The following is a 17,137-nucleotide window of genomic DNA, read 5'->3' as shown; positions in this document are numbered from 1 at the left end:
GATTCCTTTTGCAATTATAGACAATAGACATGTATAGTATGTGTAGTACATCGTTATATTAAGAAGGATAGGAGGGTTTCATATGTTTAAAACAATACCTTTTGCAAAAGGTGTCAATTTGCATATCCGACAAACGACCCAATTTAAAACCGTAAATTTTTCAATTAAATGGAGAAGAGCATTAACGGCTAAAAGTGCATCAGAGCGTACAGTATTAACAAATGTACTGCAGCACAGTAATGCTAAATATAAGACAACTGCTGCTTTTCGAAGCTTTTTAGATGACTTGTATGGTACAGTTTTGTATTTTGATACATCGAAGCGTGGAAATGAGCATACAGTTCTTATGAATGTAGAGACTGTTAATGATCATTATCTAGCGAATACAAGTGTCTTAAACGAAGTCCTTGGTTTATTGCATACAGCTATTTTTGAGCCTAATCTAGAAAATGGTGTCTTTAAGGAATCCGTTGTAGAGCGTGAGAAAAAGACAGTTATTCAACGTATTGAATCTATTTTTGATGATAAATCTCGCTTTGCTCAATTCCGTCTACAACAAATCCTGAGACCAAATGAGCCAGCATCAATTTCAGCGAATGGTAGTGTCGAAGAAATTCAAAAGATTACCACTGCCTCATTATTTGAGGCTTATCAATCGATGCTAGCTAACGACAAAATCGATATTTATGTAGCTGGAGACATTAATGAAGAGGAAATTGTTGCGAAATTAAAAAAAGCGCTACCATTTAAGGATCGTACTCCTAAGGAAGTTCCAGCAGTACTCCCACAACAACATCCAGACAATGATTATGTAAGAGAACAGCATGAAATGAAACAAGGTAAACTTCATATTGGCTTTAGCACACCTGTTAGATTTGGTGATGCAGATTTCTCTAAGATGCAAATTTTTAATGGCATTTTTGGTGGCTATCCACATGCCAAGTTGTTTATGAATGTTCGTGAAAAAGAGAGTCTTGCTTATTATGCTTCTAGTTCCTATGCTTCGCATTATGGACTTGTATTTGTTGTATCTGGGATTGAAGCTAAAAATGAAGAAAAAGCGCTATCTTTAATTAAAGAACAACTTGCCGTCATGCAGGCTGGAGACATTACAGATTTAGAGCTGGAGCAAACAAAGGCTATGCTGACAAATCAGCTAAAAGAATCCTTAGATTCGGCACGAGGTCAAATTGAAATTTTTGATCAATATAAGGATTTACCTGAGGAATTCTCAGTTCAGGCCTGGGCAAATAAGTGGAAAGCTGTGACAAAAGAAGATGTTGTTGCAATGGCAAAGCAAGTGCAGCTTGAAGCGGTCTATTTCTTATGTGGAAAGGAGCAAGCCGCACAATGAAAACAATAGAATTTAAACAATTAGATGAAACACTTTATTATGAAAAACTAGACAATGGCTTAGATGTTTATATATTGCCGAAAAAGGGCTTTTCTAAAACATTTGTTACATTTACAACAAAGTACGGCTCTGTCGATCGTACGTTCGTGCCAATTGGTGAAACAGAAAGTATTTCTGTACCAGATGGTATTGCACACTTTTTAGAGCATAAAATGTTCGAAAAAGAGGATGGAGACGTTTTCCAAAAATTTAGCGAATATGGTGCTTCTGCGAATGCATTTACATCGTTTACGCGTACAGCTTATTTATTTTCATCTACTGACAATATTTATAAAAGTACAGAAACTTTATTGAATTTTGTCCAAGAACCATACTTTACAGAAGCTACTGTCAATAAAGAAAAAGGAATTATTGGGCAAGAAATTACAATGTATGATGATCAACCAGACTGGCGTCTATACTTTGGCACAATCGAAAATATGTATCATCATCATCCTGTAAAAATTGATATCGCAGGTACAATAGAATCGATTGATGGCATTACAGCGGAGCACTTATATACGTGCTACAATACGTTTTATCATCCTTCGAATATGTTGTTATTTGTGATTGGTGCTGTTGAACCAGAAGAAATGATGACGTTTATTCGTGAGAATCAGGGTAAAAAAGAATTCCCAGAACCAACGCCAATTCAACGTTTCTTTGATAAAGAACCAACAGAGGTAGCCATTAAAGAACGTACATTAAATATGGATGTTCAAAAACCAAAAATTTATGTAGGTTTAAAAGCGAAAGACACTAATTTATCAGGTCAGGATATGTTAAAGCATGAGTTGTCGGTTCAAATTGCACTTGAACTTATTTTTGGGCGTACCTCTGATTTTTATGAGCGTGTTTACGAGGAAGGTTTAATTGATGAGACATATGCTTTTGATTTTACTTTAGAAAATGGCTTTGGGTTTGCCATGATCGGATCAGATTCAGCAGAGCCAGATAAATTGGCAAAAACGATTATGGACGAATTAACAAAATATGAAGGAAATAGCCAATTTGATCGTGCTGGTTTGGAGCGTATAAAACGCAAAAAAATTGGATTCTTCCTACGTGCATTAAATTCGATCGAGTTTATCGCAAACCAATTCACACGATATTCCTTTAATGACATGAATTTATTTGATGTAGTACCAATACTTGAGACATTAACCGTGGAGGATTTACAAAAAGCATTTGCTTCTATCCAAGGTGAAACACAGCAAACAGTCTTTAAAATTCTGCCAAGTAAGCAGGATGCACAGTGAAAAAATTTGCCCTTGTTTTAGGTGCATCAGGTGATATCGGTCATGCCATTTGTCAAAGCTTAGCTGAGGATGGCTGGTCCATCTATGTACATTATTCAAACAATCAAAATGCGGCACAGAGGTTATGTGTAAAGCTTTCCGAAAATTTCCCTGCACAAGAATTTATGCTTGTACAGGGGGATTTTTCAATTGTTTATGGAGCAGAAATGGTAGCTGCACAAATTTTTAATGTACAGGCTATTGTTTTTGCCAATGGACAAGCCCATTATTCCTTGCTCGAAGATACGACAGTGGAGGATATGGATGCTTTATGGCGTGTTCATGTTCAAAATCCTATGAGACTGACAGCTTTACTTTCTGGAAAACTTCGCAAGCATAAAGTGAGCTATGTACTATTTATAGGTTCCATTTGGGGAGAGGCTGGCTCAGCGGGGGAGGCACTTTATGCAACTGTTAAGGGTGCGCAGCATGCTTTTGTTAAATCCTATGCAAAAGAAGCGGCATTATCTCGGATTAGAGTGAATGCTATTGCTCCTGGCTTTATAAATACCTCAATGAACAGCCATCTAAATCAAGAAGAGCTTCAATACATTTTGGACGATATCCCACTAGGCTCCATTGGACAAACAAAGGATGTGGCTGAAATGGTACGTTTTTATTTGTCTGGTAAAGCTGATTATGTGACAGGACAAATCGTACGATTAAATGGAGGTTGGTACATATAATAATCTCTTTTGCACATACTACTTGTGTAAAGGAGGAGGAAGAATATGACCATTTTAGAAAACTGGCAAAAATGGACATCGTTTTTAGGACAAAACGTTATGCAAGCTGAATCAAGCGGTATGCCTAAGAAAATGATTCAAACGGCTGCTGTCCAAATTGGGGAATATTTGGCGACTAATGTCGACCCTAAAAACGAACAAGAGCGAGTGCTGTCGGATTTATGGGGCGTTGCCTCTGAAGATGAAAAACATGCATTAGCGAATTGTGTCATTAAGCTCGTACAAAATAAGCATGTGCAGTAAATAAAAGAGGAGAGCCAATCTCCTCTTTTTGCTATACTATAAACTTTTTATCTGTGAAAACGGGAACGTATGTAAGCCTATTTAACAGTCATCAAAAAAAATTAGTAAATAACGCTGTAATTCCATGTATTCTAACTTTCCATTACATAAAAAATCAGCTATGATGGAACTTATAAAGGATTTTTTACGTTAACTAATAGGAAGGGAACGAGTGTGTTGAGCGATTGGTACTTTGAATATGAAATTCAGGTGAATCGCCCTGGATTATTAGGAGATATTGCTTCACTTTTAGGGATGCTTCGTGTCAATATTATATCAATAAATGGTGTAGATGAGGATCGACGTGGTATGTTAGTGCATACAGACAATGATGAGGCAATTGAGCGTTTTCGTACAATTGTTTCGACAATGGAACATATTAACGTAACCAAATTTCGACAACCAAAACTTCGTGACCGTTTAGCCATTAGGCATGGTCGTTATATTCCTCGAGATGCAGATGAAAAAAACACATTCCATTTCGTAAGAGATGAACTAGGTATTTTAGTCGACTTTATGGCAGAACTCTTTAAAAAAGAGGGACATAAGCTGATTGGTATTCGTGGCATGCCACGTGTTGGAAAAACTGAATCCATAGTAGCCGCCAGTGTCTGTGCCAATAAAAAATGGATCTTTTTATCATCTACAATGATTAAGCAAACAGTTCGTAATAAGCTTGTGGGAGATGAATTTAGTCGTAACAATATTTTTATTCTAGATGGTATTGTGACTCGACGTTCATCCGATGAGAAACATTTGCAATTAGTGCGTGAAATGATGAATATGCCTTGTATCAAAGTTGTAGAGCATCCAGATATGTTTGTTCAGCATTCAGAATATAAAATAGAGGATTTTGATTATATTATTGAACTGCGTCATCACACTGATGAAGAAATTACTTATGAAATAATGGAAAAAAATCATATGTCCGAATCCGATTCTTTTGGAGGATTTAATTTTTAATTTGATGTTAAAGTAGGTGTTATTAGTGGCAGAATTAGGGACTCGACTGAAAGAGGCGAGACTGTCTAAAGGCTACAGCTTAGACGATTTACAAGAAATAACGAAAATCCAAAAACGTTATTTAGTAGGAATTGAAGAGGGCAATTATTCCATTATGCCTGGTTCGTTTTATGTAAGAGCTTTTATTAAACAATATGCAGAAGCGGTTGGTTTGGACGCGGAAGAAATTTTAGAGACATATAAAAATGAACTACCGAGCACTCCAAACGATCAAGTAAATCAATCAATAACGAATAGTCCTAGCAGAAGAAAAGTAACGAAAGGCCCTTCGAATAAAATGATGGAGGCTATGCCCAAAATCATTGTTGCTTTATTTATTGTAGTGATTATTGTGGTTATCTGGGTGCTATGGCAATCAAAAAACAGTCCAGGGACAAGCGAGGAAAACACTTCTACTCCTGAAATTGAATATGACACAAATGTCAAGCCAATTGATAGTGAGAAGGATAAAAAAGAACAAGAAAATAAAGATGCACAGAAAAATGATAAAGAAGATAAAAGCTCTACAGAAGAAACACCAACTGATGAAGATGACACTGATCAAACTGAAGAGATGAAGCAAACAATTTCCGCAGGTACTGTTGAAGCAGATGGTGCGACAACTTCTTATACGTTAACAGGTACGGATACAATGAAACTAAAAATCGAAGTATCAGGCCCTACATTTGTTGGTATTCGCAATCAACAGCAACAAGAAATATTAACAGATACGCGTGTCTATAATGCCGGGGAAGTAGTTGAATTTGACGCCTCAACACAAAACTATGTTCGTATTCGTCTCGGTAATTCAACGCAAGCTAAAATCTATATTAATGACGAACTTCTAACGTATGCACAACAAATTGTAACGCAAAATATCGTCATCAATTTCAATAAAGAACAGTAGTCATCACATGATGACTACTTTCTTTCATCATGAAAGGTGTTAGAAAAATGAACATTCCAAATAAAATTACCATCTCTCGAATCTTACTTATTCCATTCTTTGTCATTGTTATGATGTTTGATTTTGGCTGGGGAACATTATCACTTTTTGGTGCAGAGATGCCAATCCATCATTTTATAGGCGCACTTATTTTTATCTTTGCTTCAACAACCGATTGGGTGGATGGTTATTACGCACGTAAGTATAATCTTGTAACGACATTTGGGAAATTTTTAGATCCCTTAGCTGACAAGTTACTTGTCTCAGCAGCCTTTATTTTAATGGTCGAGCTTAAGATGGCACCTGCTTGGGTAATTATCATTATTATTAGTCGTGAATTTGCTGTAACGGGTTTACGTTTGATTTTGGCAGGTGGAGGAGAAGTCGTAGCTGCCAATCAGCTTGGTAAAATTAAAACTTGGGCACAAATTGTAGCGATTGCTGCTGCTCTTTTACACAATACAATCTTTACATTGGTTGGTATTCCATTTGATACAATCATGCTCTATGTTGCATTGTTCTTTACACTTTGGTCAGGATGGGATTATTTCTATCTAAATCGACGTGTATTACTTGAGTCTAAATAAGAAAGGTCTTGGGGTTCATGAATGCTGAAATTCTTGCGGTTGGCTCAGAACTATTATTAGGTCAAATTACGAATACAAATGCGAGGTTTATCTCAAGCCAGCTATCCGAGCTTGGCATCAACGTTTTTTATCATACCGTAGTAGGCGATAATGCAAAGCGTTTAGAACAAGCTATCGAAGTGGCAGAGTCTCGTGCAGATCTCATTATTTTTTCGGGAGGACTTGGTCCGACAAAAGATGATTTAACGAAGGAAACGATTGCACGTCATCTTGGTGTTTCTCTTGAGTTTGATGAAGTAGCATTGACGTATATTGAGCAATTTTTTGCTAAACGAGGACGTCCAATGACGGAGAATAATCGTAAACAGGCATTAATTTTAGCTGGGAGTGAGGTATTAGCTAATCACCATGGAATGGCTCCAGGTATGATCTTCACAAAAAATGATCGCACTTATATTTTATTACCAGGACCTCCAAAAGAGTTAGAACCAATGTTTCAATTTGAGGCTAAACCTAAACTTGCTGCGATGCTTAATGATGGAGGGATCATTGCATCACATGTTATGCGATTTTATGGAATTGGTGAGGCCGAGCTTGAAGTACAAGTTCAAACTATTTTAGATGCACAAACCAATCCAACAGTTGCTCCACTTGCTTCTGATGGTGAGGTAACGTTACGCGTAACAGCTAAAGCCGCAACAGAGCAACAAGCTGACCAGCTTATTAAGGCAAAGGTTGCAGAAATACAAGCACTTGTTGGTGATTATCAATATGGTGTAGATGATGATTCCCTTGCCTCAAAAACGGTAGAAATGCTACTGGATAATGAGCTAACGATTGCGGCTGCTGAAAGTTTAACTGCTGGTTTATTTCAATCTGAACTTGCGGAAATTCCAGGGGTAGGCAATGCACTTATAGGAGGCGTTGTTACCTATGCAGCAGATGCGAAAGTAAAACAGCTAGGCATTTCACAAGATTTAATTGATACACATGGTGTTGTGAGTGCTGAGTGTGCAGCGGCAATGGCAAGTGCTGTTCGTGAGAAATTTGCTACAAATATTGGGATTGGCCTTACAGGAGAAGCAGGTCCCACTGCGCATGATCATCAGCCAGTAGGTACGGTTTGGATTGGTATTGCTATAAATGATGAGGAGCCGCTTACATATTTACTTCATTTATCAGGCATGCGAAATACGAATCGACTCCGTGCGGTGAAATTTACATGTCATTATTTAATGCAGCTTTTAGAAGAACGTGGCTACGCAAAACGTTATTAAAATAGAGTAAAACATAGGAATTTGGGTAGAGGAAAACTATCCAAATTTTTATTTTGAAGGAAAATCGAATAAATGTTCGCTTTTTTCTTGCGTGTTTTCTCAAAAACAAGTATAGTAGAGATAGATAAAAACAGTGAACAGTTTTCGAAGGAGGAAAATGAATGAGTGATCGTAAAGCAGCCTTAGAACAGGCTCTAAAGCAAATTGAAAAGAATTTTGGTAAAGGTTCCATTATGAAACTCGGTGAAAAAACCGATTTAGAAATTGCGACATCTTCAAGTGGTTCACTTGCACTTGATGCTGCATTAGGAGTGGGTGGATATCCACGTGGACGTATTATTGAAGTATACGGTCCAGAATCATCTGGTAAAACAACTGTTGCTCTACATGCCATTGCTGAAGTACAAGCAACAGGTGGACAAGCAGCATTTATCGACGCTGAGCATGCATTAGACCCGATCTATGCGCAAAAATTAGGTGTCAATATTGATGAGCTATTATTATCACAACCCGACACAGGTGAGCAAGCACTTGAAATCGCAGAAGCATTAGTGCGCAGTGGTGCTATTGATATTATCGTCATTGACTCTGTTGCTGCCTTAGTGCCAAAAGCTGAAATTGAAGGGGATATGGGTGACTCTCATGTCGGCTTACAAGCACGTCTAATGTCTCAAGCTTTACGTAAACTTTCTGGTGCGATTAATAAATCAAAAACGATTGCTATTTTCATTAACCAAGTTCGTGAAAAAATTGGTGTCATGTTTGGTAATCCAGAAACAACACCAGGTGGACGTGCGCTTAAATTCTACAGCTCTGTTCGTTTAGAAGTGCGTCGTGCAGAAGCTATTAAACAAGGTAATGATATTGTTGGTAACCGTACTAAAATTAAGATTGTTAAAAATAAAGTAGCACCACCTTTCCGTACAGCTGAAGTAGATATTATGTATGGAGAAGGAATTTCTAAAGAAGGCGAAACAGTCGATTTAGGCGTAGAATTAGACATTGTACAAAAAAGTGGTTCTTGGTATGCATATGGCGATGAGCGCTTAGGTCAAGGACGAGAAAATGCTAAACAGTATTTAAAAGAAAATACTGCTGTCCTAGAAGACATAGCAAATAAAATCCGAGCTTCTTATGGTATTGCGGCTTCTTCTTATACAATTGCTGCCCATGATGATGAAGAAGAGATGGATGAAGAATTAATGTTACTTCTGGAAGAAGAATAATTAATGATTGCATTGTTCCCACTTTATTGAGGGGGGCAATGCATTTTTTTTGTCTATATTCTTAAATTTTTACACATAATAAGAGAGAGGCTATGTATTTATTTCTTATGTACTGTTTTTTTACTAATTGTTTTTAACATAAAAAATTTTCTAGTGAAATAGTAATAGGGGAAAAATTCACTGAATGGATAGGACTTACTTTTTTTGGCTAAGGTGGCGAACAGATGCCTGACTATCCTTGACAGAGCCTGAGGCTAGCTATACAATTAAATATGTATAATTTCTGAATTATGACTTTAAATAGGCAGTACATTTTATCCTCATTTAGCAAATGTTTTATAGTGAAATATCCTTTAAAATGGATGTCTAAACGCCTACTGGATGAAGATAATGCCTTTGGCCAATGAAACGGGTTTTGCATAAATTCTAACAAAATCTGGTGCATTTTAGCTAAGGCGACATAGATGTATGCGCCGACTGAAACTGTAATACCCAAATAGCAAGAGGAGGTGTTCATATGGATGGAATTACTATCATCTCCGCTTTGCTTGGACTCATCGTTGGTGCCGCTGTTAGCTATATCTACATGAAAAAAGTGAATGACTCAAAAATCACTGGTGCTAAACATGTCGCTGAAACAATCGTTGAAGAAGGAAAACGAGAAGCGGAGGCAATGAAGAAAGAAGCACTACTTGAAGCCAAAGATGAAACTCACAAATTTCGTACTGAAGCTGAAAATGACATTCGTGAACGTCGTTTAGAACTTCAAAAACAAGAGAACCGTTTATTGCAAAGAGAAGAGAATCTTGATCGCAAAGATGATGCTCTAAATAAGAGAGAAGCTGGCTTAGAGCGCAAAGAACAAGCTCTAGCTGAAAGACAACAGCATATTGAACAGATGGAGAGCAAAGTGGACGAGCTCATGGCATCACAAAAAACAGAGCTAGAACGAATTTCTGCTTTAACTAGGGATGAAGCTAAATCAATTATCCTCAATGAAGTAGAAAAAGAGTTATCAACTGATATTGCTGTGATGACGAAAGAAGCTGAAACACGTGCGAAAGAAGACTCAGATAAAAAAGCACGTGAAATTTTATCATTAGCACTACAACGCTTTGCTGCAGATCACGTAGCAGAAACAACTGTATCTGTTGTGAACTTGCCAAATGATGAAATGAAGGGACGTATTATTGGTCGCGAAGGCCGTAATATCCGTACATTGGAAACGTTAACAGGAATTGATTTAATTATTGATGATACGCCAGAAGCGGTTATATTATCAGGCTTTGATCCAATTCGCCGTGAAACAGCTCGACTTGCACTTGAAAAACTTGTACAGGATGGTCGTATTCACCCAGCTCGTATTGAGGAAATGGTGGAAAAAGCTCGACGTGAAGTGGATGAACAAATCCGCGAAACAGGTGAGCAAACTACATTTGAAATTGGTATTCATAACTTACATCCAGATTTAATGAAAATTTTAGGCCGCATGAAATATCGTACAAGCTATGGACAAAATGTCCTAAAACATTCAATTGAAGTCGCACATTTAGCAGGATTACTTGCTGCTGAACTTGGTGAAGATGTAGCATTGGCTCGTCGTGCGGGCTTATTACATGATATTGGAAAAGCAATCGATCATGAAGTTGAAGGAAGCCACGTTGAAATTGGTGTGGAATTAGCAACAAAGTATAAGGAACACCCAGTTGTTATTAATAGTATTGCTTCGCATCATGGTGATACTGAAGCAACATCTGTTATTGCGGTATTAGTCGCTGCAGCTGATGCATTATCAGCAGCTCGTCCAGGTGCACGTAGTGAAACACTTGAAAACTATATCCGCAGACTTGAAAAGTTAGAGGAAATTTCAGAAAGCTATGATGGCGTAGAAAAATCTTATGCGATTCAAGCTGGACGTGAAATTCGTATTATTGTACAACCTGAAAAAATTGATGATTTAGCATCTCATCGTCTTGCGCGTGATATTCGCAAACGTATTGAGGAAGAACTCGATTACCCAGGTCATATTAAAGTAACAGTCATTCGCGAAACACGTGCTGTGGAATACGCGAAATAAATAATAAAATAATAGGCATCCCTTGACCAAGGTCAGGGGATGCCTTTTTGTATGTGAATAAAATTCGATGTGATCTACCCAGTAAGAATAAATGGATGATTCCAACAATATAGTATGGAATAAAGCATAGTGAACTAGCCTCACCATGAATACCTTTTTAAAAATTAACCAGCCTAGTTATACTCCATTTTTACAACTGTTTTATGTTTTGACAAGGAGTGAAGAGCATTGAAAGAAACAATCACATTACAAGATATATTGAAAATAGTCCGAGAAAACTTTCTTTTTATCATAAGTTTTACACTTTTTGCAGCGTTGGTTACGGGCTTTATTAGCATCTTTGTGTTAAAACCTACCTATGAGGCAGAAACGCAAATTTTAGTTAATCAAAAAAATATAGAACAACCACATTTAGGTGTACAACAGGTTGAAACAGATCTCCGACTTATTAATACGTATAATATTATCATAACAAGTTCTGCTATTTTATCTAAAGTTATAAATAGGCTAGATTTGGATGTCACACCTGAAGTTTTAATGGATCAAATTACTGTATCTAGTGCCAATAACTCACAAGTTGTCAATATTAATGTTGTAGACAAGCAAGCAGGGTTGGCTGTCGAAATTGCCAATACAATAGCAGATGTGTTTCAAGAGGAGATCCAAGTTTTAATGACGGTTGATAATGTTAATATTTTGTCAGTTGCACAATTAGATAAGGAACCTGTACCGATTGCGCCAAATAAAACTCTTTATATAGTAGCAGCCTCGTTTATTGGTTTTGTTTTAAGTGCTGCTCTCATAATCATAATAGAGAGCTTAGATACTACAATCAAGACTGAGCAAGATATTGAAGAGCTAATAGGACTACCGATTATTGGCTTGATTAGTCAAATTAGTGATGCTCACAATAAAAGCACTAGGATAAAATCTCGTAAAACGAGGAGAGGATCATAATGTTTTGGAAAAAAAAGAAAAAGAAGAAGTTAGTGAAAATGGCACGAAAACTTGTGACGATTGCAAATGACCATTCTTTTATTTCTGAACAATTTCGAACAATCCGAACAAATATTACTTTTTCAATGCCTGATAGAGAGATTAAAACAATATTAGTAACATCTGCAACACCAGGTGAAGGAAAGTCAACCAATGCAGCCAATATAGGTGTTGTTTTCGCACAAGAAGGAAAACGGGTCGTCATCGTAGATGCAGATTTACGAAAACCAACAATGCATTATACGTTTCTATTGCAAAATGCTAGAGGACTATCAAATTTACTAACAAGACATTTTACAATTTCCGAAGTCGTCAATAATACAGATATTGCTAATCTATATGTCTTGACAAGTGGGCCTATTCCCCCCAATCCAGCAGAGTTACTAGCTTCTACCTTAATGGGGAGTGTAATTGAGGAACTAAAGAAAGAGTTTGACATCATTATTTTTGATGCGCCACCCCTATTATCTGTAACAGATGCTCAAATTTTGTCCAATAAATGTGATGGTACATTATTAATTGTGAACAGTGGAGTTGCAGAATATGAAAGTGTGCTAAAAGCAAAGTCAAGCCTTGAAGCCTCAAAAGCAAATATTTTGGGCGTAGTATTAAATAACTATAAAATGCCACTCCATCAATATTATGAGCAATATTATCGTTAATTCAAGTACCTAGACAGGGAAGTGAAGTACAGTGATTGATATGCACAGTCATATATTATTTGATGTCGATGATGGTCCGAAAACGATTGAAGAGACACTTTGTTTATTTGAGCAGGCAGTTTTGGAGGGGATTTCAACGATTGTTTCCACTTCGCATGCTTTACATCCATTGTATAATGTCTCCTTTGATGTCGTGAATGAGCAAATTGCACAGTTACAAATGGCAATTGACCAACGTAATATGCCGTTAAAACTTTACACGGGACAAGAGGTACGCTTGGCAGGTAACATTCTAGAATTGTATGAAAAAAAACAATTACATACATTAGCAAATTCCAATTATTTGCTGTTGGAACTTCCCTCTAATCATATTCCCAAATATACAAAGGATATCATTTACTCGTTATTAACAGCAGGCATAACACCAATTATTGCACACCCAGAGCGAAATAGAGTCATTTCAGAAAATCCAAGTCATTTGGAACAAATTATACGTGTGGGGGCACATGCACAAATTACATCAGGAAGTTTAGCAGGATTGTTTGGCAAAACCGTCCAAAAACTTTCGCTAAATTTAGTGCGCTCGAATCTTGTCCATACATACGGTTCAGATGTGCATAACTTAAATACACGTCCTTTCTTATTTGAAAAGGGACTTAGATTTTTAGAAAAACAAAAAGATTTGGATGTGGTAGATTTTTTGCTTGAAAATAACGAACGAATCATTAATAATCAGCCATTAATTGTATATGAACCAGATGATACTTTCACAAAAAATTGGTGGAAGTTTTTTTAAAATGGGAAAGCATCTTTAAGTTGTAAGGACAAAAGGTAGCAAAAAGTAGCTGAAGCGCTAGAGACATTCAGTGTTTAAGGGGGTTATATGAGATGCGAGTTGTTTTTATGAGGAGTAACCCTGTTTCTCCAGATCCAAGGGTTGAAAAGGAAGCACATTGCCTTGCAAAAAATAATTGGAATGTTCACATTTTAGCTTGGGATAGAGATAAAAAATATAAAATAAAGGACCAACTGTTAGAAGGTGATCATGCAATTCGTATTACAAGGTTTGGTATTCCGGCAACATTTGGAGGAGGTTTGAAAAAGAACTTAGTCCCATTTATAAAATTTCAACTTAAACTTTTTCAATGGTTACTTCGCCATAAAAATACGTATGATATGATTCACGCTTGTGATTTTGATACAGCGCTAGTAGGTACAATATGTGGAAAATTACTTCGTAAAAAAGTAATCTACGACGTATTTGATTCGTATACATCACCATTTTATGGACCACAGCGTATTGGAAAGGTCATTGCTAGTATAGATATACGTCTTATGAATAGTGTGGATGCAGTCATTATATGTACAGAAAAGCGCAAAGAACAGATAGCGAAAGCTTCACCTAAAAAAATAGAGGTCATATATAATACTCCACGTTATATAGATTCAAATGATTGCTTAGATTTGAATCCGAAAAAAATAAAAATAGTCTATGTAGGTATACTTACTGAAAATCGATTGATTAGTGAATTGGTTGAAGTAGTAAAGAATACGCCAAGTTATGAGCTGCATATTGGTGGATTTGGTAAGTTAGCTGATACATTGCTGCAAACTTCGAGAATGCATGACAATATACACTTTTATGGTAAGTTACCCTATGAAAAAACAATAGAGTTAGAGAATAGTTGTGACATTATGACGGCTATTTATGACCCTACCATTTCTAACCATTATTATGCCGCACCTAATAAATTCTATGAAGCATTAATGCTTGGAAAGCCTTTGATTATGGTGAAAAATACGGGAATGTCAGAAGTAGTTGCAACAAATAATTTTGGAGAACTTATTGATTACAATAGAGAGAGTTTACAAAACGGAATTGACAATTTGGTAAAGCGTAGAAAAGAATGGCCAGAAATTTCTCGTGAAATGAAGGCGCTGTACGAAGAAGATTATAGCTGGACGAAAATGGAGAAACGAATAACAGATTTATACAGTAATTTATAAAAACGATGCGGGGTATGAGCAGCAAAGGGAGTGGCATGTAGCGACTATCGAACCGTTTTTACAAACGTAAGAGCAATATGAAAATTTACGATAGTATTTTTAGGGGGACTAATATGAAAATATTATTTGTTGCACAAAATTTTCAAATGGGTGGTATCCAAAAGGCGCTAATTAATATGCTAAAAGAAATCAGCCTCTACGAGAAATACGAGATAGATGTTTTTACATTTAGCGGAGGGGAATTAATGAACGATATTCCCTCCAATGTGAAGGTAAATACAGGGAACTTACTGTTACAGCTAATTGCTACACCTTTTGTTGAAGTGAAAAAAAGAAATAACGTATGGCATATTATTTTACGTATTGTGTGTATGATAGTTGTTCGATTAATAGGTTCCCACACCTTCTATTCGATACTTTTAAAAAAACATCGCAATAATTGTCATTATGATATCGCCATTTCTTATTTTAATGATGTACCTAATCAATATTTCAATAAAGGGACCAATTTATTTGTAGATCAATTTGCGATAGCAGATCGTAAGTTCGCATGGATTCATACAGACCCCATTAAAGCGAATTTTAATTATAAGGCTTGTGTTAAAACTTATAAAAATTTTGATCGATTGTTGTGTGTTTCTGCAGCATGTAAGGAAAATTTGATAAATTTTCTTCCAGAATATCAACATAAAATTTCAGTAGTATATAACTTTTTTCCAATTGAAGAGATTAAAGAACTGGCATATCAATATACACCGTTTCTTAAAGGCGAGTTGGATTTAATATCTGTTGGGCGAATTGAAAATAGTACAAAAAGGTTCGACCTTATTCCACATCTGTGTAAGTTGTTAAAGGAAGCTTCTATAAATAATTTTCGCTGGCGCATTTTAGGGGATGGACCAGACCTACTTTCGAATCAGCAATTAGCTTTGCAACTTGGTGTAGAGGATGTAGTTGAATTTGTAGGGGAAATGAAAAATCCGTATCCATTTATAAAATGTAGTGATGTATTCGTTTTAACATCTGCCTACGAAGGCTACCCAATGGTCATTGGGGAGGCATTAATTGTACAAACGCCTGTTATTACAACGGACTTTGCCGCAGCAGGTGAACAAATTTGTAATGGTCATAACGGATTGATAACAGGCTTTAACATTCAAGATATCTTTCAAGTCATGTCTAGTGTTATGAAAAATACAGAATTACTACACAATATGAAAAATTACATAGAGGAAAATCACTACACAAACAAAAAAGCTCAAGAGCAACTAGTATTGGAGTTTGATGTACATGATAGAATCTAAGAATTTTAGTGTGCTCATTTGTATAATTTCAAGTATCTTTGTCGTATTCAAAATATATACAGGTAGTAATCTATTTCTCTGGTTCTTCTTCCTTTTAACTAGTATGGCGATGCTGCTAGATAAGCAGCAGCATCGAATGGACTATTTATTGTTTTTTATATCGTGGGTGTATGTCATTAAATTCGATATAACAGGATATTCACTGCTTGTTGTACTTAGTTCTTTCTATATTTTGTTAAGTATTTTGACGCTCTTTTTACAAAAGCAAGGTATTTCAAAACGACTCTTATTGACCTATTTTTTATTTGCATTTTATACGGTAGCCGTAACGTTAGTTAGTGGTGGTAATCTTATTGCAGTTTTAGGCTTTGTGTTGAATTATAGTGTGCTCTTTTGTGCAATATTGACCCTCCATGATAAGGCATATTTCAGAAGGTATACGTATATCTATGCATCGGGTTTACTAGCTGCTTCGATCGTTCGATTGATCAGTTATTCTATTCCAGAAATTGATCATTTTATAGAGTCAATGACCATTGTAAATACAGTGAAGACAATGAACTCGATTAGTACAAGATTTACGGGTTTAGATTTAGATCCAAATTACTTTAGTTTGCAAGTATTAATAGCAATGGCTTGTTTATTAGTGCTTTTTAATCTGGATGGAAAAAAGGAGAAAAAGTCAATTGTATTACTCGTAATATTAGCATTTTTTGGCATACTGACCTACTCAAAAATGTTTATTATTACATTAGTCATTTTCATTATGATGACATTTATTGTCTTCATTAAAAATAATGTGAAGACAGCTATTAAATTTTCGTCTTTTATCGTGATTATTTGTGGTGTTGCCCTCTATTTTTTTTACGAGAAGTTATTCGCAATTTATTGGATTCGTTTTTTTGGTTCAGGAATATCGACAGATGCCATTACCACTGGTCGAGTGAGTAGTTGGGGCCTTTTTGTAAATGAAATCTTTCAAAACACGAAAGTATTTATTTTGGGAGCAGGATTTGGCACAAGCTTTGCGAAGGTGAAGATGGCACATACAATGTACTTATCAACTCCCTATTATATAGGTTTAATTGGAGTAGCCTTGTCAGTACTATACATTTCAAGCCTCTATAAAGTACTTAGAGAGAATGTCGGAATTATGAATACACCAGGCTTTCAAATCCTCTCAATTAACGCTATTCCTCTCTATATCGTGTTGATAGCGAATATAGGACTTGATTCATTTGTCATGGATTATTTTCCATATCATATTTTATTAATTATGTTTGCACTGACTATGAGTAAAAGTAAGGGAACTACTATGAATGAGAGGTGAGGTG

16 protein-coding genes are annotated in these 17,137 nt (G+C 36.1%); all 16 read left to right on the top strand.

The window, feature by feature from the left end; translation table 11 throughout:
• The first annotated feature begins 82 nt into the window (after positions 1-82).
• Positions 83-1,354, top strand: a complete 1,272-nt coding sequence (yfmF, locus tag EW028_RS18285) for an EF-P 5-aminopentanol modification-associated protein YfmF (protein ID WP_131521867.1) — start codon at positions 83-85, stop codon at positions 1,352-1,354.
• A complete protein-coding gene (gene yfmH, locus EW028_RS18280) occupies positions 1,351-2,652 on the top strand; it encodes an EF-P 5-aminopentanol modification-associated protein YfmH (RefSeq protein WP_131521866.1) in 1,302 nt (433 codons plus the stop codon). Before yfmF ends, yfmH begins: the two co-directional genes overlap by 4 nt.
• Complete coding sequence (gene ymfI, locus EW028_RS18275) at positions 2,649-3,377, top strand: elongation factor P 5-aminopentanone reductase (protein ID WP_131521865.1); 729 nt, start codon at positions 2,649-2,651, stop codon at positions 3,375-3,377. The genes yfmH and ymfI overlap by 4 nt, the downstream gene beginning before the upstream one ends.
• Before the next feature lie 45 nt (positions 3,378-3,422).
• Positions 3,423-3,680, top strand: coding sequence for a DUF3243 domain-containing protein (locus EW028_RS18270; protein ID WP_004224939.1), 258 nt, complete (start codon positions 3,423-3,425; stop codon positions 3,678-3,680).
• A gap of 216 nt (positions 3,681-3,896) precedes the next feature.
• Entirely contained in the window at positions 3,897-4,682 is a 786-nt protein-coding gene (locus tag EW028_RS18265) for a DUF3388 domain-containing protein (protein WP_026023397.1), read from the top strand.
• Positions 4,683-4,698: 16 nt separating this feature from the next.
• Positions 4,699-5,628, top strand: a complete 930-nt coding sequence (locus tag EW028_RS18260) for a helix-turn-helix domain-containing protein (protein ID WP_193767401.1) — start codon at positions 4,699-4,701, stop codon at positions 5,626-5,628.
• 47 nt (positions 5,629-5,675) lie between these two features.
• Positions 5,676-6,254: a CDP-diacylglycerol--glycerol-3-phosphate 3-phosphatidyltransferase gene (gene pgsA / locus EW028_RS18255; RefSeq protein ID WP_004224936.1), complete on the top strand. Its 579-nt coding sequence runs from the start codon at positions 5,676-5,678 to the stop codon at positions 6,252-6,254.
• A gap of 17 nt (positions 6,255-6,271) precedes the next feature.
• On the top strand, positions 6,272-7,531 hold the full coding sequence (locus tag EW028_RS18250; RefSeq protein ID WP_131521863.1) for a competence/damage-inducible protein A: 1,260 nt from the start codon (positions 6,272-6,274) through the stop codon (positions 7,529-7,531).
• A 161-nt stretch (positions 7,532-7,692) separates the two neighbouring features.
• Positions 7,693-8,757, top strand: coding sequence for a recombinase RecA (gene recA / locus EW028_RS18245; protein ID WP_016992835.1), 1,065 nt, complete (start codon positions 7,693-7,695; stop codon positions 8,755-8,757).
• 517 nt (positions 8,758-9,274) lie between these two features.
• Positions 9,275-10,834, top strand: a complete 1,560-nt coding sequence (gene rny, locus EW028_RS18240; RefSeq protein WP_004224930.1) for a ribonuclease Y — start codon at positions 9,275-9,277, stop codon at positions 10,832-10,834.
• A 228-nt stretch (positions 10,835-11,062) separates the two neighbouring features.
• Positions 11,063-11,791, top strand: a complete 729-nt coding sequence (locus EW028_RS18235) for a YveK family protein (RefSeq protein WP_131521862.1) — start codon at positions 11,063-11,065, stop codon at positions 11,789-11,791.
• Complete coding sequence (locus EW028_RS18230; RefSeq protein WP_131521861.1) at positions 11,791-12,492, top strand: CpsD/CapB family tyrosine-protein kinase; 702 nt, start codon at positions 11,791-11,793, stop codon at positions 12,490-12,492. The genes EW028_RS18235 and EW028_RS18230 overlap by 1 nt, the downstream gene beginning before the upstream one ends.
• Before the next feature lie 40 nt (positions 12,493-12,532).
• Entirely contained in the window at positions 12,533-13,288 is a 756-nt protein-coding gene (locus EW028_RS18225) for a tyrosine-protein phosphatase (protein WP_284705924.1), read from the top strand.
• A 92-nt stretch (positions 13,289-13,380) separates the two neighbouring features.
• Positions 13,381-14,499, top strand: a complete 1,119-nt coding sequence (locus EW028_RS18220; RefSeq protein WP_131521859.1) for a glycosyltransferase family 4 protein — start codon at positions 13,381-13,383, stop codon at positions 14,497-14,499.
• Between the two features lie 113 nt (positions 14,500-14,612).
• Entirely contained in the window at positions 14,613-15,803 is a 1,191-nt protein-coding gene (locus EW028_RS18215) for a glycosyltransferase (protein ID WP_131521858.1), read from the top strand.
• The gene (locus tag EW028_RS18210) at positions 15,790-17,133 is read left to right on the top strand and encodes a hypothetical protein (protein WP_131521857.1); all 1,344 of its coding nucleotides are present in this window, start codon (positions 15,790-15,792) and stop codon (positions 17,131-17,133) included. Before EW028_RS18215 ends, EW028_RS18210 begins: the two co-directional genes overlap by 14 nt.
• Positions 17,134-17,137: the final 4 nt, after the last annotated feature.

The organism is Lysinibacillus sp. OL1, from assembly GCF_004332175.1.
In the GTDB taxonomy this organism is placed as follows: domain Bacteria; phylum Bacillota; class Bacilli; order Bacillales_A; family Planococcaceae; genus Lysinibacillus; species Lysinibacillus capsici.
Note: the sequence above shows the minus strand (reverse complement) of the source record. Positions and strands in the feature narration are given on the sequence as shown.

Excerpts from the sequence above, each read along its gene's own strand:
- yfmH (WP_131521866.1), top strand. The coding sequence starts at position 1,351 with ATGAAAACAATAGAATTTAAACAATTAGATGAAACACTTTATTATGAA.
- EW028_RS18270 (WP_004224939.1), top strand. The coding sequence starts at position 3,423 with ATGACCATTTTAGAAAACTGGCAAAAATGGACATCGTTTTTAGGACAA.
- yfmF (WP_131521867.1), top strand. The coding sequence starts at position 83 with ATGTTTAAAACAATACCTTTTGCAAAAGGTGTCAATTTGCATATCCGA.
- EW028_RS18250 (WP_131521863.1), top strand. The coding sequence starts at position 6,272 with ATGAATGCTGAAATTCTTGCGGTTGGCTCAGAACTATTATTAGGTCAA.
- EW028_RS18230 (WP_131521861.1), top strand. The coding sequence starts at position 11,791 with ATGTTTTGGAAAAAAAAGAAAAAGAAGAAGTTAGTGAAAATGGCACGA.
- pgsA (WP_004224936.1), top strand. The coding sequence starts at position 5,676 with ATGAACATTCCAAATAAAATTACCATCTCTCGAATCTTACTTATTCCA.
- EW028_RS18225 (WP_284705924.1), top strand. The coding sequence starts at position 12,533 with ATGCACAGTCATATATTATTTGATGTCGATGATGGTCCGAAAACGATT.
- EW028_RS18220 (WP_131521859.1), top strand. The coding sequence starts at position 13,381 with ATGCGAGTTGTTTTTATGAGGAGTAACCCTGTTTCTCCAGATCCAAGG.
- recA (WP_016992835.1), top strand. The coding sequence starts at position 7,693 with ATGAGTGATCGTAAAGCAGCCTTAGAACAGGCTCTAAAGCAAATTGAA.
- EW028_RS18215 (WP_131521858.1), top strand. The coding sequence starts at position 14,613 with ATGAAAATATTATTTGTTGCACAAAATTTTCAAATGGGTGGTATCCAA.
- EW028_RS18210 (WP_131521857.1), top strand. The coding sequence starts at position 15,790 with ATGATAGAATCTAAGAATTTTAGTGTGCTCATTTGTATAATTTCAAGT.
- rny (WP_004224930.1), top strand. The coding sequence starts at position 9,275 with ATGGATGGAATTACTATCATCTCCGCTTTGCTTGGACTCATCGTTGGT.